The sequence below is a fragment of the Massilia orientalis genome (assembly GCF_030411975.2).
Taxonomy (GTDB): domain Bacteria; phylum Pseudomonadota; class Gammaproteobacteria; order Burkholderiales; family Burkholderiaceae_D; genus Telluria; species Telluria orientalis.
The window spans coordinates 1-24,916 of sequence record NZ_JASNRB020000023.1 but is presented as its reverse complement, the minus strand read 5'-3'; the positions used below and the strand labels follow the sequence as shown (position 1 = coordinate 24,916).

25 protein-coding genes are annotated in these 24,916 nt (G+C 66.5%); 7 read left to right on the top strand and 18 right to left on the bottom strand.

What is annotated here, in order from left to right; all coding sequences use genetic code 11:
- Positions 1-90 precede the first annotated feature (90 nt).
- Both QPK29_RS27670 and QPK29_RS27665 read left to right on the top strand, forming a co-directional pair.
- Positions 91-1,989, top strand: a complete 1,899-nt coding sequence (locus QPK29_RS27670) for a M61 family metallopeptidase (RefSeq protein WP_371770073.1) — start codon at positions 91-93, stop codon at positions 1,987-1,989.
- A gap of 65 nt (positions 1,990-2,054) precedes the next feature.
- On the top strand, positions 2,055-2,828 hold the full coding sequence (locus QPK29_RS27665) for a glycine-rich domain-containing protein (protein WP_371770074.1): 774 nt from the start codon (positions 2,055-2,057) through the stop codon (positions 2,826-2,828).
- Between the two features lie 56 nt (positions 2,829-2,884).
- On the opposite strand, the gene QPK29_RS27660 is transcribed toward QPK29_RS27665, so the two are convergent.
- Entirely contained in the window at positions 2,885-3,520 is a 636-nt protein-coding gene (locus QPK29_RS27660; RefSeq protein ID WP_371770075.1) for a CatA-like O-acetyltransferase, read from the bottom strand.
- Complete coding sequence (locus QPK29_RS27655) at positions 3,517-4,287, bottom strand: alpha/beta hydrolase family protein (RefSeq protein ID WP_056136546.1); 771 nt, start codon at positions 4,285-4,287, stop codon at positions 3,517-3,519. Before QPK29_RS27655 ends, QPK29_RS27660 begins: the two co-directional genes overlap by 4 nt.
- A 140-nt stretch (positions 4,288-4,427) precedes the next feature.
- Here QPK29_RS27655 and QPK29_RS27650 point away from each other — a divergent pair, with 140 nt between their 5' ends.
- The gene (locus QPK29_RS27650) at positions 4,428-4,622 is read left to right on the top strand and encodes a YqaE/Pmp3 family membrane protein (RefSeq protein ID WP_056136544.1); all 195 of its coding nucleotides are present in this window, start codon (positions 4,428-4,430) and stop codon (positions 4,620-4,622) included.
- Positions 4,619-5,308 carry a YceI family protein gene (locus QPK29_RS27645; protein WP_371770076.1) on the top strand — a complete coding sequence of 230 codons (690 nt, stop codon included), beginning with the start codon at positions 4,619-4,621 and terminating at the stop codon, positions 5,306-5,308. The genes QPK29_RS27650 and QPK29_RS27645 overlap by 4 nt, the downstream gene beginning before the upstream one ends.
- A 108-nt stretch (positions 5,309-5,416) precedes the next feature.
- On the opposite strand, the gene QPK29_RS27640 is transcribed toward QPK29_RS27645, so the two are convergent.
- Complete coding sequence (locus QPK29_RS27640; RefSeq protein ID WP_371770077.1) at positions 5,417-6,049, bottom strand: phasin family protein; 633 nt, start codon at positions 6,047-6,049, stop codon at positions 5,417-5,419.
- A 248-nt stretch (positions 6,050-6,297) separates the two neighbouring features.
- Complete coding sequence (locus tag QPK29_RS27635; RefSeq protein WP_371770078.1) at positions 6,298-6,636, bottom strand: hypothetical protein; 339 nt, start codon at positions 6,634-6,636, stop codon at positions 6,298-6,300.
- A 177-nt stretch (positions 6,637-6,813) separates the two neighbouring features.
- On the opposite strand from QPK29_RS27635, the gene QPK29_RS27630 reads away from it, so the two are divergent.
- Entirely contained in the window at positions 6,814-7,800 is a 987-nt protein-coding gene (locus tag QPK29_RS27630; RefSeq protein WP_371770079.1) for a hypothetical protein, read from the top strand.
- Between the two features lie 2 nt (positions 7,801-7,802).
- On the opposite strand, the gene QPK29_RS27625 is transcribed toward QPK29_RS27630, so the two are convergent.
- The 11 genes from QPK29_RS27625 to QPK29_RS27575 form a co-directional block, all read right to left on the bottom strand.
- Positions 7,803-8,432, bottom strand: coding sequence for an NrsF family protein (locus QPK29_RS27625; RefSeq protein ID WP_371770080.1), 630 nt, complete (start codon positions 8,430-8,432; stop codon positions 7,803-7,805).
- Positions 8,425-8,991 carry a sigma-70 family RNA polymerase sigma factor gene (locus QPK29_RS27620; protein ID WP_229502126.1) on the bottom strand — a complete coding sequence of 189 codons (567 nt, stop codon included), beginning with the start codon at positions 8,989-8,991 and terminating at the stop codon, positions 8,425-8,427. Before QPK29_RS27620 ends, QPK29_RS27625 begins: the two co-directional genes overlap by 8 nt.
- Positions 8,988-10,214: a protein-disulfide reductase DsbD family protein gene (locus QPK29_RS27615; protein WP_371770081.1), complete on the bottom strand. Its 1,227-nt coding sequence runs from the start codon at positions 10,212-10,214 to the stop codon at positions 8,988-8,990. Before QPK29_RS27615 ends, QPK29_RS27620 begins: the two co-directional genes overlap by 4 nt.
- Positions 10,215-10,228: 14 nt before the next feature.
- Positions 10,229-10,783, bottom strand: a complete 555-nt coding sequence (locus tag QPK29_RS27610; protein ID WP_371770082.1) for a peroxiredoxin — start codon at positions 10,781-10,783, stop codon at positions 10,229-10,231.
- Positions 10,784-10,885: 102 nt separating this feature from the next.
- Positions 10,886-12,373, bottom strand: coding sequence for a Y-family DNA polymerase (locus tag QPK29_RS27605; protein ID WP_371770083.1), 1,488 nt, complete (start codon positions 12,371-12,373; stop codon positions 10,886-10,888).
- A complete protein-coding gene (gene imuA, locus QPK29_RS27600) occupies positions 12,303-13,013 on the bottom strand; it encodes a translesion DNA synthesis-associated protein ImuA (protein ID WP_371767665.1) in 711 nt (236 codons plus the stop codon). Before imuA ends, QPK29_RS27605 begins: the two co-directional genes overlap by 71 nt.
- A gap of 147 nt (positions 13,014-13,160) precedes the next feature.
- On the bottom strand, positions 13,161-13,652 hold the full coding sequence (locus tag QPK29_RS27595; protein WP_371770084.1) for a hypothetical protein: 492 nt from the start codon (positions 13,650-13,652) through the stop codon (positions 13,161-13,163).
- Between the two features lie 156 nt (positions 13,653-13,808).
- Entirely contained in the window at positions 13,809-14,882 is a 1,074-nt protein-coding gene (locus QPK29_RS27590; protein WP_371770085.1) for a porin, read from the bottom strand.
- Between the two features lie 22 nt (positions 14,883-14,904).
- A complete protein-coding gene (locus QPK29_RS27585) occupies positions 14,905-18,537 on the bottom strand; it encodes a hydantoinase B/oxoprolinase family protein (RefSeq protein WP_371770086.1) in 3,633 nt (1,210 codons plus the stop codon).
- Between the two features lie 93 nt (positions 18,538-18,630).
- Positions 18,631-19,908 carry an MFS transporter gene (locus tag QPK29_RS27580; RefSeq protein WP_371767672.1) on the bottom strand — a complete coding sequence of 426 codons (1,278 nt, stop codon included), beginning with the start codon at positions 19,906-19,908 and terminating at the stop codon, positions 18,631-18,633.
- Positions 19,909-19,930: 22 nt separating this feature from the next.
- Positions 19,931-20,704: a putative hydro-lyase gene (locus tag QPK29_RS27575; protein WP_371770087.1), complete on the bottom strand. Its 774-nt coding sequence runs from the start codon at positions 20,702-20,704 to the stop codon at positions 19,931-19,933.
- 144 nt (positions 20,705-20,848) lie between these two features.
- Between QPK29_RS27575 and QPK29_RS27570 the strand changes: the two genes are divergently transcribed.
- Positions 20,849-21,784 carry a LysR family transcriptional regulator gene (locus QPK29_RS27570; protein WP_371770088.1) on the top strand — a complete coding sequence of 312 codons (936 nt, stop codon included), beginning with the start codon at positions 20,849-20,851 and terminating at the stop codon, positions 21,782-21,784.
- Between the two features lie 166 nt (positions 21,785-21,950).
- Here the strand turns inward: QPK29_RS27570 and QPK29_RS27565 are convergent, their stop codons facing one another.
- On the bottom strand, positions 21,951-22,262 hold the full coding sequence (locus QPK29_RS27565) for a hypothetical protein (RefSeq protein ID WP_156403725.1): 312 nt from the start codon (positions 22,260-22,262) through the stop codon (positions 21,951-21,953).
- Between the two features lie 196 nt (positions 22,263-22,458).
- Positions 22,459-23,595 (bottom strand): sensor histidine kinase, encoded by a 1,137-nt coding sequence (locus tag QPK29_RS27560; RefSeq protein ID WP_371770089.1) that lies wholly within the window; start codon positions 23,593-23,595, stop codon positions 22,459-22,461.
- Positions 23,596-23,942: 347 nt separating this feature from the next.
- Between QPK29_RS27560 and QPK29_RS27555 the strand changes: the two genes are divergently transcribed.
- Positions 23,943-24,152, top strand: a complete 210-nt coding sequence (locus QPK29_RS27555) for a cold-shock protein (RefSeq protein ID WP_056136492.1) — start codon at positions 23,943-23,945, stop codon at positions 24,150-24,152.
- Positions 24,153-24,285: 133 nt separating this feature from the next.
- Here QPK29_RS27555 and QPK29_RS27550 read toward each other — a convergent pair.
- A partial coding sequence (locus QPK29_RS27550; protein WP_400189871.1) for an IS1595 family transposase occupies positions 24,286-24,916 on the bottom strand: 631 nt, incomplete at its 5' end.

The following is a 24,916-nucleotide window of genomic DNA, read 5'->3' as shown; positions in this document are numbered from 1 at the left end:
ATTTTGTTTTGATCGCTGCCCGGTGGAATCTCGGCCGATTGCGCAGTGCTACACTCGGCCGTTTATGTCTCTCCGCCAGGGTTTCAACCAATGACCGCTTCCAAGTTTGCTTCGTCCGTTTCAGCTGCCGCGCTCGCGCTGGCGCTGGCCTTCCCGGCACATGCCGACGTGCCTGCCCCACTCGACCAGCCCTACCCCGGCACCATCGTGTTGAACGTCGACGCGACCGATCTGTCGCAGCAGGTCTTCCGCATGCACATGACGATTCCCGTGAAGCCCGGCCCGCTCACCCTGCTGTATCCGCAATGGCTGCCCGCGAACCACGGCCCGAACGGCCCGATCACGCAGCTGGCGGGCCTGAAGTTCACGGCGAACGGCAAGCCGGTCGAATGGAAGCGCGACCCGGTGCAGGTATACGCGTTCCACCTGACCGTCCCCGAGGGCGCGACGAGCCTGGAGGCCGAATACCAGTACCTGTCGCCGCTGGAGCCGGGCCAGGGCCGCATCACGATGACGGACGATATCCTCGGCGTGCAGTGGATCTCGACGACCCTGTACCCGGCCGGCTACGTCGCGCGCGGCATCAACGTGCAGGCGAACCTGAAGCTGCCCGCGGGCTGGCAGTACGCCACCGCGCTGGAGACGGACAACCGCGCCGGCGACGACGTGCATTTCAAGTCGAGCGACCTGGAGACGCTGATGGATTCGCCGCTGTTCGCGGGCCGCTACAGCAAGCGCTTCGACCTCGACCCGGGCGGCAAGGTGCCCGTCCGCCTGAACGTGTTCGCCGACAGCCCGGAAAGCCTGGAAGCGAAGCCCGAGCAGATCGCGGCGCACCGCGCGCTCGTGCAACAAGCGTATAAACTGTATGGTTCGTATCACTACGACCACTACGATTTCCTGTTCGCGCTGTCCGACGAATTCGGCGGCATCGGCCGCGAGCACCACCAGTCCAGCGAGAACGGCGTCAAGCCGGGCTATTTCACCGACTGGGCCAAGAGCGAGACCGGACGCGACCTGCTCCCGCATGAATACACGCACTCGTGGAACGGCAAGTTCCGCCGCCCGGCCGGCCAGAACGTCCCCAACTTCAACACCCCGATGGACAACGAGCTTCTGTGGGTGTACGAGGGGCAGACGCAGTACTGGGGCAATGTGCTGGCCGCGCGTTCCGGCCTCGTCTCGGCCGCCGGCGCGCGCGACGCGCTGGCCGCGAGCGCCGCGCGCTACGACAGCGTCGCGGGCCGCGCGTGGCGCGCCGTGCAGGACACGGTCTACGACCCGATCCTCAACGCGCGCCGCGGCCTGGGCTGGCCGAACTGGCAGCGCAGCGAGGATTACTACGTCGAGGGCATGCTGATCTGGCTGGACGTCGACACGCGCATCCGCGAACTGTCGGGCGACAAGCGCTCGCTGGACGATTTCGCGCGCGCCTTCTACAGCGTGAACAACGGCAGCCACCTGCCCGCTTTCTACACGTTCGACGACGTCGTCGCGACGCTCAATCAAGTCCAGCCGTACGACTGGGCGCCTTTCCTGCGCGCGAAGCTGGACGGCCACGGCCCGGGCGCCCCGCTGGACGGCCTCGCCCGCGCCGGCTGGAAGCTGGTCTACACGGACACGCCGACGGACTACCTCAAGGGTGTGGACGACCGCAACAAGGTGCTGGACCTGACGTACTCGCTCGGCTTCACGGTCACGCAGGACGGCGCCGTGCGCAACGTCGTGTGGGACGGCCCGGCTTTCCGCGCGGGCCTGGCCGCCAACACGACCGTCATGGCCGTGGGCGACCGCGTTTACAAGCCGGAACTGTTGAAGGCCGCGGTCAAGGATGCGAAGGACGGCAAACCCATTCGTCTGCTCGTCAGGAAGGGCAACGTGCTGCGCACGATCTCGCTCGACTACCGCGGCGGCCTGCGCTATCCGCGCCTGGAACGTATCGAGGGCACGAAGGACCGTTTGACGACGATCTTCTCGGCCCTGAAGTAGGTCATCAAACTGTCATATTTGCCCCGTAAGCTGGACCTGCCGACAACAACAAACAGGGGGGCAACATGAAATGGATCCGAGAACTGCGCGCCGCACGGCTGCGGCGCACCTCGCCCTGGCAGGCCGCACTTGCGGACCTGCCGGCGGGACTGGAGAGTCAATGGCGCGCGAGCGCCCCACGCGAATACGAAGGCATCCGGACGGATGCCTTTTTTTATACCCGTGCGGCGGAAGGCCTGCTGCGCTTCTTCGACGCGGTCCGGCACAGCGGCCGGCCCTGCGCGCTACCGTCGGAGGCGGCGGACTCCGTGTGGCACGCGTGGCTGCGCTGGAATCCCGCCTCGCTGGAACGCTTCTGCCTGCGCCACTTCGGCGTGGCCGTGCCGCACGTCGAACGGGCGGCGCTCGCCGGGAACGCCCTGCTGCACACGTTCGCGGCCTGCCGTGAACGCGACGGCATCCAACCGCGCAGCATGCGCCTGCCCGCGCTGTTCGGCCTGGACGCGCAACTCCGCATGCCGGGCGGGCACGGTTACTGGAGCCGCGCCGGCGAGATCGTCCACGCGCGCCTGAACGAACGTGGGCGCGGCATGTGGCGCGCACGGCCGCATCCGGAACTGGCGCTGACGGTGCTGGTTGCGGCGGGCGTCGTCGACCGGCACCTGCTGGCCGCCCACCTGGGCGGGCGTGAAGCCACCGCCGACGGGGGTTCCTGCGGCGGCATGGCCTTCGCGGACGGTGGCGACGCCTGCGCCGACGGCGGCGGCGGCGACGGCGGCGGGGGCGACGGTGGCAGCGGTTGCGGCAGCAGCTGCGGAGGTGGGTGCGGCGGAGATTAAGATGCGCGTGACTTCGAGTCGTCATCCCCGCGCAGGCGGGAACGACGGCATCGCGTTCAGCGGATGATCTCCACCAGCTCTTCCGCCACCTGGCGCCCCAGCAGGTGGATGTGCCAACCGTCGACGAACCCGTGATGCGCCTGCACGGAGAACGGCAGCTGCAGGCCGTCCGGCCCGTCGCGGAAACGGCCCCACGCGAACGACGGGATGTCCGGCGCGGCGATAGACGCCATCGGATGCTGGATCGAGGTGAAATCGAGCCACGGCATGCAGGTGACGAACACCTGGTCCTTCGCGTCGCGCGGCGACATCGTGCGGTATTTGACGTTCAGCTCCGTCATGGTCGACGCCTCTTCCCGCGCCGCCATGCCGCGCGCGACGAATTCGCGCACGTCGTCGGACCAGTCGAACTGCGCGAAATTCAGGTCGCCGTACTGGTTCATCACGGTGAACGACGGCACCAGGCGGTCGATGCGGATGACCTTACCTTCCACGATGCGGTAGCGGAAGTTCTCCACCTTCAGCACCGCGCGCAGCACGGCGCACAGCATCACGTGGAACGGCGCCAAGCCCTGCGCTTTGCACCACGGCCGGAAATCGGGCACGTCGAGCGTGAAGCACAGGTTGACCGCCGGGCTTTCCATGCGGTCGAAAAAATCGAAGCGGTCGCGCCGCCGTTCGAACCCGATCATGCGCCGCTCCCGTCGAGATAGCGCGCGCTCCACGCCGAGATGACGCCGGCCACGTACGCGGCATCCTCGCGCCGCGTGATCAGGTGGTCCATGCCGTCGAGCGAGATGAAACTCTTCGGATGCTGCGCCAGCTCGAAGATGCGGGTGGCGTTGTCCATGCTGACGGTGTCGTCCTGCGGCGCGTGCATCACGAGCAGCGCGCGGCCGAGGGTCGCGATCTTCTCATGCAGCCGGTGTCGGCCGGCGTCTTCGACGAAGTGCTGGCGGATGTTGAAATCGCGCCCGGCCAGTTTTACCCGTGCCTCGCCCAGTTGCGCGATCGTGTCGAGGTGCTCGCCCAGCAGCGTGTTCACGACGTAATGCGGATCGCTGGGCGCCGCGATCGTCACGATGGCCTTCGCTTCCGGCACGCGCTGGGCCGCCGCCAGCACGGCCGCGCCGCCCAGGCTGTGACCGATCAGGAGCTGCGGCGCCGCGAATTTCGCGCGCATGGTGTCGGCGGCCGCGACGAGGTCTTCGACGTTGGACGAAAAATTGGTGTCGGCAAAATCGCCGTGGCTGGCCCCGAGGCCGGCGAAGTCGAAGCGCAGCACGGCCACGCCCAAGCTCGCGAGGCCGCGCGAGATGAAGGTGGCGGCCAGCACGTCCTTGCTGCAGGTGAAGCAGTGGGCAAAGATGCCGTAGGCGCGCGGCGTGCCGGTGGGGGCGTCCAGCTTGGCGGAGAGCTTGCCGTGGGGGCCGGGAAAGTCGATACGTTCGGTGAGCATGATGGTTCCGTGTTCGTTGCAGTGCGCATTGTGGAACAAGCCGGCAATCTTTGCTCGAAATCGCGTTCCGCGGGTGGAAATGCGTGAGCTTTCGGGGCCGCGAAGGCGTTATGCTGGAGGCTTACCTGAAGGAGAACAACATGCGCCTCATCATCGCCCTGGTCCTGCCCTGGCTGACCTTTTTCACCATCGGCCGCCCGATCGCCGGCATCATCTGCCTGATCCTGCAAATCACGCTGATCGGCTGGCTGCCGGCCACCATCTGGGCCGTGTATGCGCTCAGCCAGTTCAAGACCGACCAGAAGATCGAGCGGGCGCTGCGACAGCGGGCATGAACGTACCGGGGCGCCTCCTGCCGTTGCTGGTGCTGCTGACCGCCTGCGGGCAGCCCCTGGCGCCGCAGGCACCGTTGGTGCCCGCCTTGGCAACAGGCCTGGATGCGTACCGCACGGCTGCGGCGTCCGGCACTGCCTTCTACGCAATCGACCCGGGCGCTTCGCTGGTGGCCGTGACGGTACGCCGCGGCGGCCTGATGGCGCGGCTCGGGCATGACCACGTCGTGGCCAGCCACACCTTGACCGGCTATGCCGCGCCCGGCATGGGCCGTGCCGACGTCTCGTTCCGCCTCGACCAGCTCACGATCGACGAACCGCAACTGCTGCGCGACGCGGGCATCGGCACGTCGCCGTCGCCGGAAGCGGTCGAAGGCACGCGCAAGAACATGCTCGGCCCGGTGCTCGACGCCGAGCGCTATCCGGTGGTGACGCTGCATGCCGAACTGCCGGCGGACGGCCGCCTGCGCGTGGACATCACGCTGCACGGCACGACGCGCCGGCTGGAACTGCCGGCCGCTGTGCAGGTCGACGCGGCCCAGGTGACCGCAAGCGGCGCGGCGCGCCTGAAGCAGACCGATTTCGGCATCACGCCATTCGCCGTGGGCGCCGGGCTGCTGGCGGTGCAGGACGAGCTCGCGGTAAGCTTCAACATCGTCGCCCGGCGCTGGACCCCGCCTGTGAAATAAAAAACGCCGTGTTCCAAGGGAAGACGGCGAAAAGGACAACCATGCATCGATGCCGGTACCGCAGCGGCGGGACCCGATGGTCGCCGCCGCACAGGCCCGGGAAGCGTATCAACGTGTCTGGCCGGGGGTCTTGTTCACGGGTTGGCGGGCCTGGTTGCCTTGCATATTGCCCTGGGCGCTGACTTTGCCGGCCGGACCTTCGGCCTCGACGCGGGCACTGGCTTCGTCACCGCCGCTTTGCAGGTTGCCCTGGTATTGTGCGCCGGCCTTGTTGCCGCGTGTGCCGTTGCCTTCGAACGGATCGCGGAAGCTCCTGATGGTTTCGTCCTGCTGGCGCAGGCTCTTGTCCGTTTCTTCGGCAGCGGCGCGGGTGACGTCGTCGGCCAGCACGCGGGCGGTACGTGACGTCTCCTGCACGTGCTGCTCGGCGACGCGCGTCAGGTCGACCTGGGTCGACGCGGCCAGCTGCGAAAGGTGGTGGTGGTAAGCGCGCAGCTTGTCGGTAGCGGGCTGGGCATGCGCTGCCGCGACCGACATCGCGTCGGCCGGGCGATCGATCGTCAACAGGCGCTGGCCGGCATTGGCGACTTCCTCGAACAGTGTCTGGTTCAACTGCATATTCAGTTGGCCGGCCTGCTGGAAGGCACGCGACATGACCTGGGACAGTTCGTTGAAGAAAGCGACTTGGGCGTCGATGTGCGAGCGGAGGGCGGGATTGACGGATTGCGGGAATGGATACATGGAGTACCTTTATTTAAAAAGTAAGTAACGGGAATGCGATGGGACGCCGGAGGGATGCGCGAGGCGCGTGGCGTTCGATGGGCGGAGCAGCATGGCTGCCTCGAAGGATGACGATCGCTGAAGATCGCGTGCAAGTGGCTTACTATGCGCTGTTTTTGGCGCGCACGCCGGAAATCCGTAAATGTATTTTCGTGTAATGGGCGCCGGAAAGAGAAGTTTGAAATCGCCAAGGCGCCGTGCAATACGCGTCAGCCGCCCGGTCTGGCGAGCCCGGGCGCATGCTGCGCATACGCGAGCGCGGCGGACAACAGGTCGTAGCGATACGGGCCATAACAATAGCGTCCGTGTTCGTACACGATGCCGTGCGCCGCCATGTGCAGCCGTTCTTCCGGCGTCGGACCGGCCCATTGCTTCCACTGGCGCGGCGTCGTATCTTCGCGAAAATCGGGCCTGTCCCGGTCCTGTCGTGCATACGCGAGCGCGTCCGCGATGCGCTCGTAGCTGTATTCCCGATAGTGATAGGCGCGGCCGTCGAACGAAATACCTAAAGCGGTTGCAGAGGGTGGCAGAACAGGTGATGCGTCCATGATGTCCTCACTGGAAAGGCGCGACGCCGGTGGCCGGGACGGCAAGATGCCACCCTGAAGATACACCAGGATGGCGCTTCACCCGGCACGTTACGCATTGCCCTGCCCGGGTGGGAATGCGTGAGCTTTCGGGAGCGTTGAGTTGCTATGCTGCGTGTTCCATTGAGGGAGGTTGCCGTGCGGTTCGCCATTGTCGAGGGTACGAAAAGCGTCGCCGGTCTGCTGTTCTGGTCGGCCGGACACGTCGTCAACGCCCTGGTCCTGCTGGCGGGCGGCATATATGTCCTGTTCTGCGTCGCCTGGCTGCACGCGCCGCTGCTGGACGTCCTGCGCGTGACCGCCACGATGGCGCTGCCGGTCCTCGGGCTGGCCTGGTTGATCCGCCGGGGCGGCCGGCGCCTGTGGAAACCTGCGCCCGCGCCCTCGCCCGTCAGGCGCGGATTGCTGGCCGTGGCCGGCGTCGCCGTGGTCATCGCCTGCGGCTCGATCGTCCGCACCGGCGTACGGGACTACCAGTGCAGCGTCGACCGGTCCCGGCACGCGGCCGGCACGCAGAAGGATGGTGTCGAGCGGGTGTGCGCGATCGATCTCGATCGTTACGACATCGGGTTCCAGTCGCTCGCGAGGGCCACCCGCAAGCTGGCGTTCCCGCCGGTCGACCTGGCACACACGCCGTTCGCGCAGTTCGAGAGCCTGGGCGGCCGGGCCGAATTTGTCAACGACATCCCCTCGCGCCTGTACCGCGGCTTCCGCATGCCGGACGGGCACCAGGTCACCCTGTTCGAACACGACATGTCCGCCGACGGCAGCCGCAGCTGGCGCGATCCGAAAGACGAGCCGGAACGCATCAATGGCCTGCCGGCCAGGCTCGTCATCCTGGAAACCTCGTCAGGCAAGGCGGTCTCGGTGCTGTCCTGGTTCGAAGGGCGGCGCGGATACCAGTTGTGGGTCGATGCCAACGTCGTGCGCGTTCCCTTGCGCGACCGGTTGTTCGCGCTGGCCGCATCGCTGCCGCGCGCCATCCCGGCCTGCCCCAACGAGCCGCCGCGCCCACCGCTGCGCTTCGATGCGGACGGCAATCCTGTCGCCGAGCCGATGCCCCAGGTAATGACGCAGGCGCAAATGGATGCCATCGTGGACGGGAGCAGGCGGCCCTGCAAATGAGATCAGATCCTGACCCAGCGCCGCCCCGCGAGCGATGTGAACGCGACGAGGGTGAGGGTGGCGGCCAGGTGCATCGCCAGGTCGAACAATTGCCCCGCCACCGGGTGACACAGCCCCAGCAGCATTTGCGACGTCGCCGCGATCCCCAGGCCCGCGACGGCCAGGCTACGGACCGGATGCAGCGAACGGGTGCGCCGGATCGCGGCAACCATGATCGCGACCATCGGCAGGCCGACGACCATGAGGAAGGCGTAACAATAGATCCCGTCTCCGGCATGTCCGATCTTGTCCAGCGAATTCGTCACACCGGTCAGGCCGATCAGTAACCAGGCAGCGGTCAGTGCGGCAAGGCCGCGCCAGTGCCTGATGCGTTGCCCGGCAATGCTGAGGGCAAAGGCTGTTCCGATGGCAAGCATCCCGAGGCAGAACGACGCCACGACCCATAACCCTGCCCACAACGCGCCCGGGCTGGACCAGTCCGGGCGTGCCTGCGGCAGGATCAGGGAGGCGAGAAAGCCGCAGGGCAGCGCCACGAGCATCCATCCTGCCGCCCGGCGCCAGGGCGGTGCGGTCCGCTTCACGGGATGCGCGTCGCGGCACAGCCGTTCGATCAGGGCATCGTGATTATTCATGGTCGGTTTCCTTGTTGCGGCGAAGTGTGGCGAAAGCGCGGTGCAGCAGGGACTTCACTGCCGCCAGCGTCGTGCTGCTGGCAGCCGCGGCGTCGGCGAGGCTCATGTCGGATAAATGGACGAGTTCGACCACCCGCCGTTGACGCGCGGGGAGACGGCTCAGCAAATGATCCACTTGCCGCTGCGCCTGCCCATCCGGGCCGGATTCGTCCGGATGCCCGAGCACGGCCTCGTCGTCGCTCACCTCCCAATGTTCCCTGCGGCCGCGCGCACGCAGCGCGTCGATGGCGCGCGCGGCGACGATGGCGGACAGCCACGGCAAGAAGGGCCGATCGGGATCATAGGTGTGCCGGACCCGGTGGACGGTCAGCAGGACGTCCTGCACCACGTCTTCGACCAACGCATCGTCCTGGTAAATTTTTCGTCGCACGAGCGCGCGGATGGCGGGTACGATCGCCTTCAACAGGCGACAGTACGCCGCCTGGTCGCCGTCCTGGGCGCGGAGCATGAGCTGCGGCCATGCCGCCCTCGAAGCATCGTTCTCGGTTGCGTTGTTCAAGACTTGTTTGCCGAAGCCTTTTTCAAGGCGGACACCACGATATCCGGACTGAGCAGTTGCGGCAGCAGCACCGGTGCGCCCCCATCGGCCGGATACACGACGTACACGGGCAGTCCTCCCCGGCCGAACTGGTTGATGGCCTGGTCGATCTCCGGATTATATGTGGTGGAGTCGGCGACCATGTAGATCGTGTCCGTCCGGGCCAATGCCTCTTGCACGACCGTGGTGGATAACGCCGCGCGATCGTTGACCTGGCATGTGATGCACCAGGAAGCGGTGAAATTGACGAAGATCGGCTTGCCGTGTCCGCGCTGCGCGGCGACCGCGTGCGGTGTCCACACGACCGGCATCCCCGCGCGTGCCAGCGTGCCGCCGCCAGCGCTCGTCGCCGGCAGGCCGGCCAGGGACACGCCCACGCCCGCGACAAGAAGCACGGCAAAGCCCAGCAGCGGCCGGTAACGCACTCCGGCAATCTGGCGCCGTTGTGCCAGGCCGTACACCCAGGCGGCCAATCCCAGCACCACGGCCGCCGCGAGCAGCGCGCCCAGTGCGGCGGAGCCTCCCTGCCGGTCGAGGACCCACGCCAGCCATGCCGCCGCGCCCAGCATCGGGAACGCCAGCACGTGCTTGAGCGTCGCCATCCACGCACCGGGCTTCGGCAAGAGCCGCGCGCAGGCCGGTACGAGCGCCACGACGGTGAAAGGCGCGGCAAAGCCCAGCGCCAGCGCAAGAAAAATCGCCACGCCCTCGGCCGGTGGACGCAGCAGCGCGGCGCCGACGGCGCCCGCCATGAACGGCGCGGTGCACGGCGTCGCCACGACGATCGCCAGCGCACCGGTCAACGCGGCCCCGAGCGGCCCCGAGCGGGAGCCGGAGAGGTTACCGAGACGCTGCGCGGCCAGTCCGATCTCGAACACGCCCATCATGTTGAGCGCCAGGGCGAGCATGACGAGCGCCAGCGTGGCAATCAATACCGGCGACTGCAACTGGAAGCCCCACCCGACGGCGGCGCCACCGGCCCGTGCCGCCAACAGCGTGGCGCACAGCAGGAGCATGGTGACCACGACGCCTGCCAGGAACGCGAGTCCCTCCACCCGCGCCGCGCGCCGGTCGTGGACATGACGGATGAGACCGAACGCTTTCAGCGAGATGACCGGAAAGACGCAGGGCATGAGGTTGAGAATCAGCCCGCCCAGGAAGGCGGCGGCCAGGGTCGCGGGCATGCTCATGCTCATGTTCATTTGGCCGCGTCATGCCAGGCCTTGACGGCATCCATGGTTTTCCTGATGTGCTGTTCGGGGTTGGCATCCGTGTAGCTGAGCAGGATCCTGCCGTCGGGTGCGATGACGAAAGAGGTGCGCTCGGACAGCAGGGTGCCGCCCTTGGTCTTGAACTGGGTCTGGTATTCCCCGGCCACCTTGGCGCCGGGATCGGCCGCCACCGCGAACTTGTCGCGGCATTCGAGTTTCGAAAACTCGGCGACGCGGTCGGCATTGCCCGCGGTAACGCCGATCACCGTCGCATTCAGCTTCCTGAAATCATCCGTCGCTTCGGCGAACGCATGCGCTTCCAGCGTGCAGCCCTGCGTGAATGCGGCGGGGAAGAAATACAGCACGACAGGCCCCTGGCGCAATGCTTGCGCCAGCGAGAACGTCATCGGCTTGCCGGCAAGCGCGGCCTGTAATCGGAAATCGGGGGCTTTCGCGCCTTCCGGCAAGGCGGCGAGCGCATGGGATGCCGAAAATGCCAGGATGGTTGCCGCTTGTGCCAGATAGGTGCCGAATCGTGCCATTGTGAACTCCTTGAAAGGTTGGTTGGCGATCCTCTTATCGCCCTACCCCCCCAGTTCGCCGACGGCAGCCTGAAAGTTGCGGTCCACCATAAAAAATTTTTCTCACCCGAACAACCCGTGCAAGAACCACTTCGGCCCATCCTCGCCCATGCCGACCCGCTCCCGATACACCCAGTACAACGTGTGATCGAGTCCCTCGGCGATGAAATAGTCGCGCGTCTCCGGCCCATCCCACCAGCCGGCCTCGATACGCTCCGGATTCGACGCCATCCGCAGCGGTGAGCCATAGAACGGCCGGTGATCGCGCATCAGCAGCGCGATCGGCCGCGCCAGCAGCCACGTGGGACGCGGCAGGCTCAGGACGTCGGGCGGCAGTTGCGCATTGCGGGCCCTGGCGCTGACCTTTTGCTGCACCGGCACCCAGACGTTGGCCTGTTCCGGGCGGTAGTCGGCCAGCGGCAGCGGTTGCAGGACGTTTTCCGGGCCCAGGCGCGCGGCCAGCAGTTCCAGCATGCGCATGCGGTCTTCCTCGCTGCCACCCGGCTCGGGGAACAGCGACGCGTTCGGCGGCGCCATCGGCCGCACCTGCAACGCTTCCAGCGCGAGGCCGATCACGGGCGCCTCCAGCGTCAGCCGGCCCAGGCGTTCCTTCAGCAGGCGCACGAGGTGCTCGTCGCGCCACGTCGGTTCGGCCAGCACGACCTCGACGCTGGTCGGCGGGCGCGCGACGCGGCCCCGTTCATGCTCCAGCTGCAGGGTAATGCGCTCCACCGCCAGCTGGCGCGCACACAGCCACCCCGTCAGCTGCAGCAGCAGGCATTGCGCGCCCGCCAGCAGCAGGTCGGCGTCGTCGATGCGGTCGTACAGTTCCAGGCGCGCGCGGAAAGTTTCCGGCGGCGCGATCCACTCGTACAGTTCCGGCACGAGACCGTAGGCGGCGTCGAGCAGGTCGAGCAGCTCGCGGCCGCAGCGCCGCTGCAGGCCGGGGCGCGGCAGGCGGCGCAGGTCGCCCAGCGTGTGGCAGCCGATGCCGTCGAACCACGCGGCGTACGGCCGGGCCGGCGGCATCAGGAGTACGGCCAGCCGGTCGAGCCGGCGCAGCAGCGCTTCCATGCGGACGGCGCGGCCTGCATTCGCGCGCGCCAGCAGCCACGCGCCGCGCGCGGTGGGCGCGCACGCGAGCGAGGCCGTGAAGCCCAGCGCGCGCACGTTGGCGCGCACGCGCCGGCACAGCGCGCGGATGCCGCCGAACAGGCGCAGGCTCGCGCCCACGTCCATCAGCAAGGTCGATTCCTCCCCTTCCGCGACCTGCGGCGTGTATTGCAGCAGGGCCAGCGCCACCGCCTGGCGCGCGTCCGCCTCCTGCGCCGGCGCCCGCTCGTGGATGCGCGCGTCCGGCAGCAGCATCAGCACGCCGCCGCGGCGCATGCCGGTGCGCACGCCGGCGTCCTGCGCGTATGGCGAGGCCACCAGTACGCGCTCCTGCTCGAGTACCACGGTGCCAACGTCAGTGCCCGTGTCAGTGGACCAGCTCGGTGTGAACACCTCCAGCGGCAACCGGGGCAGGTGCAGTGCGATCCACAGGCGCATGGCGATTGGGCAGGTAAGAGTTCAAGGGAAGGAACAGCGTCGCGTCACGCTGCGGCCCGCGGCGTTTGACGAAACCGATCTCGATGCCGCCCGCCTGCGGCCGCAGGGACAGGCGCAGCGGCGCCGGCGAGGCGTCCTGCCCGGCCGCCAGCGGACGCATCATGAAGAACAGGGTTTCCCCCGCCTGCGCGGCCAGGTGCAGGCGGCGCAGGTTGTCGGCGCGGATATTGTTCTGCCAGAACAGCAGCGCGCCGCAACTGCCGCTGCGCAGCACTTGTTCCGCGGCCCACAACGCGTCCGCCGTGCGGGTCGCGCGCAGCCAGATCAGTTGCGAGGGCGGCACCCCGAGCGCCGCCATGGCCAGCGCCTGGGGCGGATGCGGCGGCTGCAGCAGCACGATGCGCCGCTGCGCCACGGCCGCCAGCGCGGGACGCAGCAGGCGCATCTCGCCGATGCCGGGCTGTTGCAGCAGCAGGTCGACGAGCGTCCCGGTCGGCCAGCCGCCGCCCGGCAACTGGGCCGACAGCGTGGGATGGCCGGTATCGATGCAGCGCGTGTCGCTACGCGCCAGCTGCGAGGCAAGCCAGAGCGACGGATGCAAGGCCTCCGGCGCCGCAGATATTGAACCTGAGCAATTCATGTATGATGCGAAGAAATACTGTATAAACATACAGTACTATTCTCATCAGGTTTTGGCAAGGTTAATCTTCTTGAATGTCAGGTTGTGAACAATGCTGAGACTTGGTCAAGAATGATGAGGACGGGGCGTGTCCTCTCGATGGAAGGCTCAGGCGCCGATGGCCTGGCGCCTGAGATACTGAACAACGGGATCCAGCTCAGGCAGCGGCGGCGCGAATGTGCAAGCCTGCGCTGCCGAAGTCCAAGGGTAGCCCGCGCGCTGGAGCCACGGAAATATCTGACTGGCCGTGCTCGGCGGAAGCACCACCATGGCATGGATGGAAATCACGAGCGCGCTGGCCAAACGCGGCGCTCCGGAACTGAACGTCCAGTCGTAGGTGCCACATCCGACGCGGGTGTTCTTCGTGTCCTTCTCTGTCATTCCGACGAGCCACGCGCAGCAGAAAGCATCGGCAGCTTCCGGTGGGCGCGCCAGATAGAAAGAGTAGATGTTCTCGTAGGTCTTGCTGAACTGCGTGACCAGCGTATCGGCGATGGCGCCGCGCCCTTGCGTGACTGTCGGGAATGCTGCAACTATTGTCGATGTGGAGCGATGCATCGGATGTGAAAACGCGGTCCAGCAAACAGGGGCGATTTTCATCCTTGGCATGAAAGTAGTTTCGCAGGACGACTTCGGGCGTAAGCAAGGGGGAAGGAGACATGGTGCATCCGGTATGATGGAAATACATGCTGCATGGTCATACAGCACGATTCCCATCGGGTTTGGCAAACTTAATCGTCTTGAATGCCTACGCAATCAAAACGCATGCCGTATCCCCACATCGACCGCCCCGTTCCCCGTCCCCCCTTCGATGGCGCTGCCCACCGTATAGCTGGCGCCATGCCGGTTCACGATGTGCGCGATCGAGGTGTACAGCTCGGTCCGGCGCGACAGCGCATAGCGGTAGCCCAGCGCATACTGACTCGCATCCTGGTCGAGCGCGCCGCGGTCGTCCTTGTGGATCCACGACACCATCCACGTGTGCGGGCCGGACGGGATCGTCGCGCCGAGCAGCACGTCGCGGCTGTCGCTCGATGCGACCGGCGTCCCGGGCCGGCCGTACGGGTTCGCCGTGTTGCGCAGCAGGGAACTGTTCGGGCCCTTGTCGACGCCGTACGCGACGTGCGCCTTCACGACGCCGAAGTCGTAGACCGCGGCCAGCACCGTGTTCTTCGCGCTGCCCGCATTTTTGATTGCCGCGGTGTCGTTGTTGCGGTTGTGGTAGCCGAGCCGCACGCGCAGCGGGCCGCTGGTGTAGTCGAGCGCACCGCCGAACTGCCGGCCGGCTGCACTGTCTCCCGTCACCTCGCCGGCGCCATACACCAGTTCCGCGCTCACGCCGCCGATGGCGGGCGATACGTATTTCAGCGAGTTGTCCATGCGGCTGGCCGAGTTGCCGGTCGGGGCCATCAGGTTCTTCGTATCGCCCGCGTAGCCGGATGCGAACGGATCGGCCATCACCACCGTCAGGTATTGCGGCGTGTACTGGCGGCCCGCCGTCAGCGTGCCGAAGCCGCCCTGCAGCCCCGCATATGCCTGGCGCCCGAACAGCAGCCCGCCCTGCCCCAGCGCGCCGGTGTCGGCCTGGAAGCCGCTCTCCAGCAAAAAGATGGCGGCGATGCCGTTCCCCAGTTCTTCGCGGCCCTTGAAGCCGAGCCGCGAGCCGGCGCCCACGCCGCTCGTGAGCTTGGTGACGTCGCCGCCGCTGCCGCCCGTTTCCCGGACGAGCGCGACGTCGACCAGGCCATACACGCTGACCGACGCGCCATCCGCAGCGACGGCATTCATGCAGAGCGCGCCCAGCGCGCCGGCACACAGGATTGTTTTCATCGTTGTCCCTTTCTCGTTGTGGTTATTCGTGGTTCGCGGCCGGCGCATACCCGCCGCCGCCTGGCGTCTCGACGACGAACACGTCGCCCGGCTGCACGTCCGTCGTCGCCACGAAGCCGAGTTCCTCGACCCTGCCGCCGGCGCGCACGACGTAGTTGCGGCCGCACTTGCCGGGCTCTCCGCCCGCCATGCCGAACGGCGGGACGATGCGGTTGTTCGACAGGATCGAGGCCGTCATCGGCGCGAGGAAGCGGATCCTGCGCACGCCGCCATTGCCGCCATGCCAGCGTCCGCGGCCACCGGAGTCGTGCGCGATTTCGTAGCTGTCCAGGCGCACTGGATAGCGCCATTCGAGCACCTCCGGATCCGTCAGGCGCGAGTTCGTCATGTTGGTCTGGACGACGTCGGTGCCATTGAAACCCTCGCCCGCGCCCGAGCCGCCCGCGATGGTTTCGTAGTACTGGTAGTCCGCATTCCCGAACGTGAAGTTGTTCATCGTGCCGGGCGACGACGCCTGCACGCCGAGCGCGCCGTACAGCGCGTTGGTGATGCAGCTCGACGTCTCCACGTTGCCGGAGACGACGGCGGCCGGGTAGCGCGGATTGAGCATCGAGCCTGCCGGGATGATCACGTTCAGCGGCTTCAGGCAGCCGGCATTGAGCGGAATGTCGTTGTCGACGAGCGTGCGGAACACGTACAGCACGGCCGCCATGCAGATCGAGCTCGGAGCGTTGAAATTATTGTCGAGCTGGGGCGACGTGCCGGTGAAGTCGATGTCGGCCGTGCGCGCCGCGTGGTCGACGCGGATCGCCACCTTGATCACGGCGCCGTTGTCCAGGCGGTACGTGTAGCTGCCGTCCTTGAGCGCGCGGATGACGCGGCGCACGGCTTCCTCGGCGTTGTCCTGCACGTGCCGCATGTAGGCCTGCACGACGTCGAGCCCGAACTGGTCGACCATCTTCAGCAGTTCCTCGACGCCCTTCTGGTTCGCGGCCACCTGCGCCTGCAGGTCGGCGATGTTCTGCGCCACGTTACGGCACGGGTAGTCGCCCGACCGCAGCAGCGCCATCGTCTCGCGTTCCAGGAAGCGGTCTTCGCGCACCAGCTGGAAGTTGTCGATCAGGACGCCCTCTTCCTCGACCCTGCGGCTGTTCGCCGGCATCGAGCCGGGCGCGATGCCGCCCACGTCCGCATGGTGGCCGCGCGACGCGACGTAGAACAGGATGTCCTTGCCCGCGCGGTCGAACACGGGCGTGATCACGGTGATGTCCGGCAGGTGCGTGCCGCCGTGGTACGGGTCGTTGAGCATGTAGACGTCGCCCGCCCGCATGCGGCCGCGGTTCGCTTCGATCACGGTGCGGATGCTCGCGCCCATCGATCCCAGGTGGACGGGGATGTGCGGCGCGTTGGCGATCAGGTTGCCCTCGGCATCGAACAGCGCGCACGAGAAGTCCAGGCGCTCCTTGATGTTCACCGACACCGCCGTGTTCTGCAGCCGCAGGCCCATCTGCTCGGCGATGCTCATGAACAGGTTGTTGAAGACTTCGAGCATGACCGGATCGGCCTCGGTGCCGATGGCCTTGCGGCGCGCGCGCGGCGCCACGCGCTGAAGCACGAGGTTGTCGTCCGCCGTGACTTCCGCGATCCAGCCCGGTTCGACCACGTTGGTGCCGTTCGCCTCGACGATGATCGCGGGTCCCGCGATGCGGTCGCCGGGTCGGGTCTGCGCGCGCAGGTACAGCGCGCTGTCGTGCCACTGGCCGCCCGAATACACCGCCACCGTCTCGTGCGGTGCCAGCGGCGTGGCGCGCGGTGCGGGGTCGAAGGCGAGGCCGGCGCCCGCATCCGTGGCGCCGATCGCTTCCACCGAGATCGCCTCGACGACGATCGCCTTGTCCGGCATGAGGAACGAATAGCGCTTGCGATACGCTTCCTCGAACTGCGCCTGCATCGCGGCCACGCTGCCGTGCTGCACGATGATGACGGAGTCCGTGCCCTCGTAGCGCAGGTGCGCCCGTTCGACGACCCGCACGGCGTCCGCCGCGATGCCCTGCGCGCCCAGTTCCGCTGCCGCTTCGTCGGCGAGCGCGTCGAGCGCGGCGCGCAGCCCGCCGTCGGACAGCGCCGTTTCCATGGTCCGCTCGCGCATCGCGGTCTGGCTCGCGAGGCCCATGCCGTATGCAGACAGCACGCCGGCGAACGGGTGGGCGAAGATGCGGGTCATGCCGAGGGCGTCGGCCACCAGGCACGCGTGCTGGCCGCCGGCGCCGCCGAACGTGGCCAGCGTGTATTCCGTCACGTCGTGGCCGCGCTGCACCGAGATGAACTTGATGGCGTTGGCCATGCTGCCGACCGCAATCTCCAGGAAGCCTTCGGCCACCTCTTCCGGCGTGCGGCGCTGGCCCGTCTCGCGTTCGATGCGCGCGGCGATCTCCGAGAATTTTTCGCGCACGATGGCCGCGTCCAGCGGCTCGTCCGCGTGCGGGCCGAACACCGCCGGGAAGTGCGCGGGCTGGATCTTGCCGAGCATGACGTTGCAGTCGGTGACCGTGAGCGGGCCGCCGCGGCGATAGCTGGCCGGTCCTGGATTCGCACCCGCGCTGTCCGGGCCGACGCGCAGGCGGCTGCCGTCGAAGTGCAGGATCGAACCGCCGCCCGCCGCCACCGTGTGGATGCTCATCATCGGCGCGCGCATCCGCACGCCCGCCACCTGCGTCTCGAATTCGCGTTCCAGTTCGCCCGCGTAGTGCGACACGTCGGTGGACGTGCCGCCCATGTCGAAGCCGATCAGCTTGTCGAAGCCGGCCTTGCGCGCCGTGCCGACCATGCCGACGATGCCGCCGGCGGGGCCGGACAGGATCGAGTCCTTGCCCTGGAAGCGGTGCGCGCCCGTCAGGCCGCCATTGCTCTGCATGAAGAGCAGGCGCACGCCTTCCATCTCGGCCGCGACCTGGTCCACGTAGCGGCGCAGGATCGGCGACAGGTACGCATCGACAACCGTCGTGTCGCCGCGCGAGACGAGCTTCATCATCGGGCTGACCTGGTGCGAGACGGACACCTGCGTGAAGCCGGTTTCCGCCGCGATGGCGGCGATCGCGCGTTCGTGGTCGGGGTAGCGGTAGCCGTGCATCAGCACGATCGCCACGGAACGGAAGCCGGCGGCATGCAGGTCGGTTAGTTGCATACGTACGGCAGCCGTATCGAGCGGCACGATCACGTCGCCGTGCGCGCCCACGCGCTCGTCGACTTCGACGACGCGTTCGTACAGCAGCTGCGGCAGCACGGGATGGCGGTCGAACAGGCGCGGACGGTTCTGGTAGGCGATGCGCAGCGCGTCCCTGAACCCTTTGGTGATCAGGAGCGCGGTGCGCTCGCCCTTGCGCTCCAGCAGGGCGTTCGTCGCGACCGTCGTGCCCATCTTGACGGCTTCCACGAGGTCGGGCGTGATCGGCGCGTCGGGCGCGATGCCGAGCAGGCGGCGGATGCCGGCGACGGCGGCGTCGCGGTACTGCTCGGGATTCTCGGACAGCAGCTTGGCCGTCACCAGCGCGCCGTCCGGCTTGCGCGCGACGATGTCGGTGAACGTGCCGCCGCGGTCGATCCAGAACTGCCAGCGCTGGCGCGGCGTGTTGTCGTGGTTGGTCTGTGGGTACATGGTCTTGCCTCTTCAAAAATCGGGGCGCGCACAGGCACAGCGGTGCCCTCGCGCGCCGCGCGTGAAATCGTCGTGTGTGAAATCAGGGAAGGATCAGGATTCGAGGCGCTTGCCGCGGGTCTCGGGCAGGGTCAGCGCGGCCAGGACCATGATCCCGTAGGCGCCGGCCGCGAACAGGCCGATGGCGTGGCCCAGCGGGACCGTCTGGCCGACCGCGCCGATCGCGAACGGGAACAGCGAACCGATCGCGCGGCCCATGCTGTAGCAGAAGCCCTGGCCGGAACCGCGCATGCGGGTCGGGAACAGCTCGGTGAGGAACGCGCCCATGCCGCTGAAGACGCCGGAGACGAGGAAGCCGAGCGGGAAGCCGAGCACCAGCATCACGTTGTCCGTCACGGGCAGCCGGGTGTAGGCCAGCGCGATCGCCAGCGAGCCGGCGGCGAACAGGATGAAGTTGCGCTTGCGGCCCAGGCGGTCCGTCAGGTAGGCGCTGACGATGTAGCCGACGTACGAGCCGGCGATGACCATCGCCAGGTAGCCGCCGGTGCCCAGCACCGTCAGGTGGCGCTCCGTCTTCAGGAACGTGGGCAGCCAGGTCGTGATCGCGTAGTAGCCGCCCTGCGCGCCGGTCGTCAGCAGCACGGCACGCAAGGTCGTCGACAGCATGCGCGGCGAGAAGATCTCGGTGAACTTCGCCTGCTCCGCTTGTGCGCCGCGGCGCTGCTCGGCCAGGAACACGTCCGGCTCTTCCACGAAGCGGCGGATGTAGATGACGAAGATGGCGGGGAGGATCCCCAGCAGGAACAGCGAGCGCCACGCCAGTTCGGCCGGCAGCAGCGAGAACATCAGCGCGTACAGCAGCGCCGAGACGCCCCAGCCCAGCGCCCATCCGGCCTGCACCATGCCGACCGCCTTGCCGCGGTCCTTCGCGCGGATGACCTCCCCCATCAGGATCGCGCCGGCCGTCCATTCGCCCCCCATGCCGAAGCCCATCAGGCCGCGCAGCACGAGCAGCTGGTTGAAGGTCTGGGCAAAGCCGCTCAGCACCGTGAACAGCGCGAACCACAGGATCGTCAGCTGCAGCGTCTTCACGCGGCCGATGCGGTCCGACAGGATGCCGGCCAGCCAGCCGCCCAGCGACGACGTGAGCAGCGTGACGGTGCCGATCAGGCCGGCGTCGCCTTTCGACAGGCCCCAGGTCGCGATCAGCGTGGGGATGACGAAGCTGAGAAATTGCGTGTCCATCGCGTCCAGCGCATAACCGACCTTGCAGCCGATGAATGTGCGGCGTTCCGTTTTCGTGAGTTGGCGCAGCCAGCCGAAATGGCTCGTATCCTCCACGCGCTCCTGCGCGAGTTCTTGTGTGTTCATGTCGTCTCCGTTTGGTTTGTTTTTACAACGTCGCCAGCGATGCATTCGGGATGTCGGTCACCAGCATGTAGCCCGGGCGATGGGTGATCACGACCGGCAGGCGCGCCGCCCGGATCGCCTCCTGCGGCGTGACGCCGCAGGCCCAGAACACGGGCACCTCGTCCGCCATGACCTCGACGGCGTCGCCGTAGTCGGGCCGCGCGAGGTCGGCGATGCCGATCAGGCGCGGGTCGCCCAGGTGCACCGGCGCGCCGTGGATCGCGGGGTAGCGGCTGGTGATCTGGATCGCACGGATCGCGTCCTTCGCCTTCAACGGCCGCATGGACACGACCATGTTTCCGCCGAACGGCCCCGCCGCCGCGTTCGGGATGTTCGTGCGGTACATGGCGATGTTCCGGTCCTGCTCGATGTGGCGCAGCGGGATGCCGGCGGCCAGCAGCATCTCCTCGAACGAGAACGAGCAGCCGATCGCGAACGCGACCAGGTCGTCGCGCCACAGGCCTTCCAGCGATACCGGCGCTTCCGCCAGCTCGCCGTCGCGGTACACGTAATAGCCCGGGACGTCGGTGCGCAGGTCGAGGTCCGCGCCCAGCGCCGGCACGCTCCACGCGCCCGGCTCGCCGACCGCGAGCAGCGGGCAGGCCTTCGGATTGCGCTGGGCAAACCGCAGGAAATCGTGGGCCTGCGCGTCCGGCAGGATGACGAGATTGGCCTGGGCATAGCCGCCGCAGACGCCGGCGGTGGGCTTGCGGAATTCGCCTGTGCGGACCAGGTGGCGGAACTGGATCGGGTTCATGATTTCTCTGCTCGGTGATGACATGTAATCAAGCATAGAGGCATCATACGATTCCGCCAAACCACTTATTTTTATCGCATGTGTTAAGTTTTCCTAAACGCGCTTTTGCTCCATTCCACTTAGGCTTAAAGTATTCTTGACGCCATGAATACACGCTTCCTCGAAACCCTGATCACCCTCGCCCAGCTGCGCAGCGTCCGCGCGACGGCCCGCGCCATGCATGCGACGCCGGCGGCGATCTCGTTGCGGATCAAGGCGCTGGAAGAAGAACTGCAGACGGAACTCATCGACCGCAGCACGCGCGAATTCCGGCTGACGCCGAACGCGGACTACCTGTTGAACCACGCGAAGGCCGTGGTGGACGCGACCCGGCGCCTGCGCGAGGCGGCGCGCACGGAAAGCGCGGTGCGGGGCCGGCTGCGGCTGGGGGTGATCGAGACGGTGGTGCACAGCTGGCTCGCGCATTCCGTGCGCCAGCTGAACGCCAGTTTCCCGGAGCTGGAAATCGATCTCGTCGTGGACATGAGCACGACGTTGGAAAAACGTTTACTGGCGGGAGAGCTCGACCTCATGGTCGGCATCGAGGGCGTGAACAGCAGCGAGATCACGTCCGAGCCGCTGGCCGTGTACCCAGTGCGCTGGATCGCGCGGGCCGGATTGCTGTCGGCGCAGCGCGAGGGCCTGGCCCAGCGCCTGCTGCAGTTCCCGATCCTGACGTTCGGCCGCGGCACGGCGCCGCACCGGATGCTGGAAGACATCGTCACCCGGCTCGCCAACCTGAGCGCGGTGCCGCTGGAACAGACGCGCATCACCTGCTCGCCGTCCGTGGCCGCCATCATCCAGCTGATCCGCAACGGCTTCGGCGTGGCCGCGATTCCCTGGCTGTTCGTCAGCAGCCATCTCGAGAACGGCGAATTCGTGGAGGTGCCGCTGCAGCCCGTGCCGCCGCCGATCATCGTGTCGATGAGCCGGCGCACGAACGCGCCGGTGGCGGTGCATGCGGCGGCGTCAGCCGTGCGCGCGGCCTGCGCCGAGTATTGCGCGCAGGTGGACGGGCGGTATATCGAAAGCCTGGGCTGAGCGCGTCCGTCAGGCCGGACGGCGCTGCGACAGCGTCATTGCTGGCGCTTTTTCTCTTCCTTCTTGACTTTCTTGTCCGCTTTCTTTTCCTTTGCGGTCTTGGCCGGTTCCTTCTTCGTGGACTTTTTCGCGTCCTGGCTTTTACTCATTGTTTTCTCCAGTCAAATTAATGGATCACGGATCCGCGCAGCTTCGGCAGAGGCTGGAGGGCGGTGGCGACTTCACCTTCGGGATCTTCCTCGGTTTTCAACTGGATCCATGCCAATACCTCGGCAATACTGGCCAGGCCGCTGTGCAGGGATGCGCGCGCTTCGAAAAATTCGGACACTTCCGGGTTGCCGGGTTCCGGCACGAGGAGAACGGAATGCCCCAGTGCACGGATACGCGTTTCCAGCTCTTCCAGATCGGACGCCAGCGCGTCATGGAGTGCTTCGATGGCCGCCACTGCATCATCCATATCGTAGGATTCTTCATTCATCGCAGTTCTGTTTCAGCCTTATGGTTGTCTTGGTGATACGCGGCACGGAGAAGTCGCCCGTCCCATCGACCGGGTCGTGCAACGGCAGCAAAGCTTGATGACGGAAGAGCTAGACAGGACCGCCCCGAAGGGCATGGCAAGGAGGACAACAATCCGGACGCGTGGACACACGATACAGCAATTATGCAAATGCCGCTCAGGCGTTGCTGGACGGGGCGTCGGTCAACCGCCGATCCTGCCCGCGCCGCGGCAGCGTCACCGTAAAGGTCGTGCCGTCCTGCACGTTCGACGCGACATGGATCTGCCCGCCATGGGCGTGCACGATTTCGCGCGCGATGAACAGGCCGATCCCGAGGCTGGTGTACTCGGCCTGGTCGCTGCCGATGCGGGACGCGACGCGGACGAGGGGATCGAACACGGTCGACACCTTGTCGGGCGGGATCGGCGGGCCCTGGTTATTGATGGCAAGGATGATATCGTCGTCAGTGGCGGCCAGGCCGACCCGGATCGGGGCATTCTTGTCGCCGTACTGGATGGCATTGCCGATGAGGTTGGACAGCATCTGCGCGACGCGGCCGTCGTCGAACACGGCATCCAACAGGGGCGGCACGTCCAGTTCGATCCACCGCTCCGGATGGAAGGTGCGCGATTCATCGACCACCTGTTGGCACACCAACACCATGCTGCCCTGCCGGACGCGGATCGGCATGCCCGGCCCCAGGTGGGTACGGGTGAAGTCGATCAGGTCGTTGACCAGCTTGCTCATGCGTTTGGCGCTGCTGAACATCCGTGTCGCCACGAGGATGTACTTCGGCGGGATATCGGTTGCCTGCATGACGAAACTCGCCCCGCCGACCAGCGTGCCCAGCGGATTGCGCAGGTCATGGCCGAGGATCGCCAGGAACATGTTCTGCGATCGCTTGACCAGTTGCTCATACCGCGCCACCGACTCGGCCAGGGCCTGGTCGACCGCCTCGTTGAAGCGCACCATGTCGCCCATGTCCGTGGCGAGGCTCCCGGGCGCCGCGTCCCGCCACAACGCCAGCACGCTCGAGCGTAGGGCGCGGTACTCGGACACCAGTTGCACGACGGTATAGCCGGACAACAGGCGGGCCTGGGCATGCGCTTCGGCGGCCGTTTCCTGGCCGTCGCGCCTATCCTGTCCCCTGGATTTGGCCATGCGCTCCTGGTCGGACTGGCGGCAGCCGAGATCGTCCGCGAAAGCGAGCAGCATCAGGCGCGCGTGGTCGCGCAGCGCTTCATCATCCATTGTCAGGGCCGGCGGTTCGATGGTGCGCGCAAAATCTTCCCATTCCTGCAGGATCGCGTCCATATTGTCGCGTATAAAATCGGCAAGCCGGGATTGCTGCATTGTCATAAAGAACCTTGTATTACCCGATTCCGCGACATTCACTTCGAAGGGGTAAGTGATAATAACAGCGCTATTCCCCACCCAATGGATAATTCGACAAAACCTGCCTTTCGAAAATAAATCCGAAATGATTAGGTGAATTCGGGAAAGTCCTGTATCTTTCTTCTGGCACTACATCAAGTCGTTGTTATTGTTGGTCTTTCTCTCCCGTTCGCCTCCCGGCGGTCCTGTTTGATTTCCTCCTTACTCTCTTGGTCGTACTGCATTCCGGGCGTCTTGCCCAAAGCATCCATAAGGACTGAAACAAAATGACGACTCAAACCGGCACCGTGAAATGGTTCAACGATTCCAAAGGCTTCGGCTTCATTACGCCTGACGCAGGCGGCGGCGACCTGTTCGCCCATTTCCAGGACATTCAATCGGAAGGTTTCAAAAGCCTTGCCGAAAACCAGCGCGTTTCGTTCGTGCGCTCGACCGGCCCCAAGGGCGAAAAAGCCGGCAATATCCGCGCTATTTAATCGGTCTGATTAATTGCCGAAATGCACCACGCAGATAGCGTAGGCGTTTCAAAAGCGATAAAGAAAACGGATTCATGTAATGTGAATCCGTTTTTTTATGGCTGTGTTCGCGGTAGTTCGGTAACCCGCTCGCCTAGCCGAGCTGGACCGCAGCGCACAGCAGATGAGCCGGCTTCGTGAGCCGACGATCGTCCAGCACGCGCTGCCAGCCCGAGTAATGGATCAGGTAGCGGCTCGCCACGCCGCGAAACCGCACCAGCCAGCTTTTGAACCGGCTGTGCCAGCTGTTCACGTTTTGAATGTGAATCGCGCCGCGCGCCCGGACGCCCGCTTCCACGTTCACCGCTTCATGCGTGATGCCGGCCTGCTCCGCGAAATGCTGATAGACGATGGCGCCGTCGGTGATCAACAAGGCGTCGTCCGGCAAAACGGGTTTGAGGCACTCATGCAATTGCCCCACCGTCACCTGGCCGCGCCCCGTATGAAAATCGAGTGTCCGGCCGCTGCGGTCGCGCGCGACGAGCAGGCAATCGTGTTCCCGATTGATACCGCGCCGTTTGGCGACGCCACCCCGTTTTCGGGGTGGCCGCGTCAGGTTGCGCGCCCCCTTCTGCGATTCGAGCCGGTACGTCTCGTCGGCCTCGACGATGGCCGACAGCGTCGCCGGCCGGTCGCGCATGGCGCCGCGCACGAACCGGTGGCGCCACCGGAAGCTGGTCGTGCGATGCACGCCGACGACTCGCGCGGCATCGCGCACGGTGCGC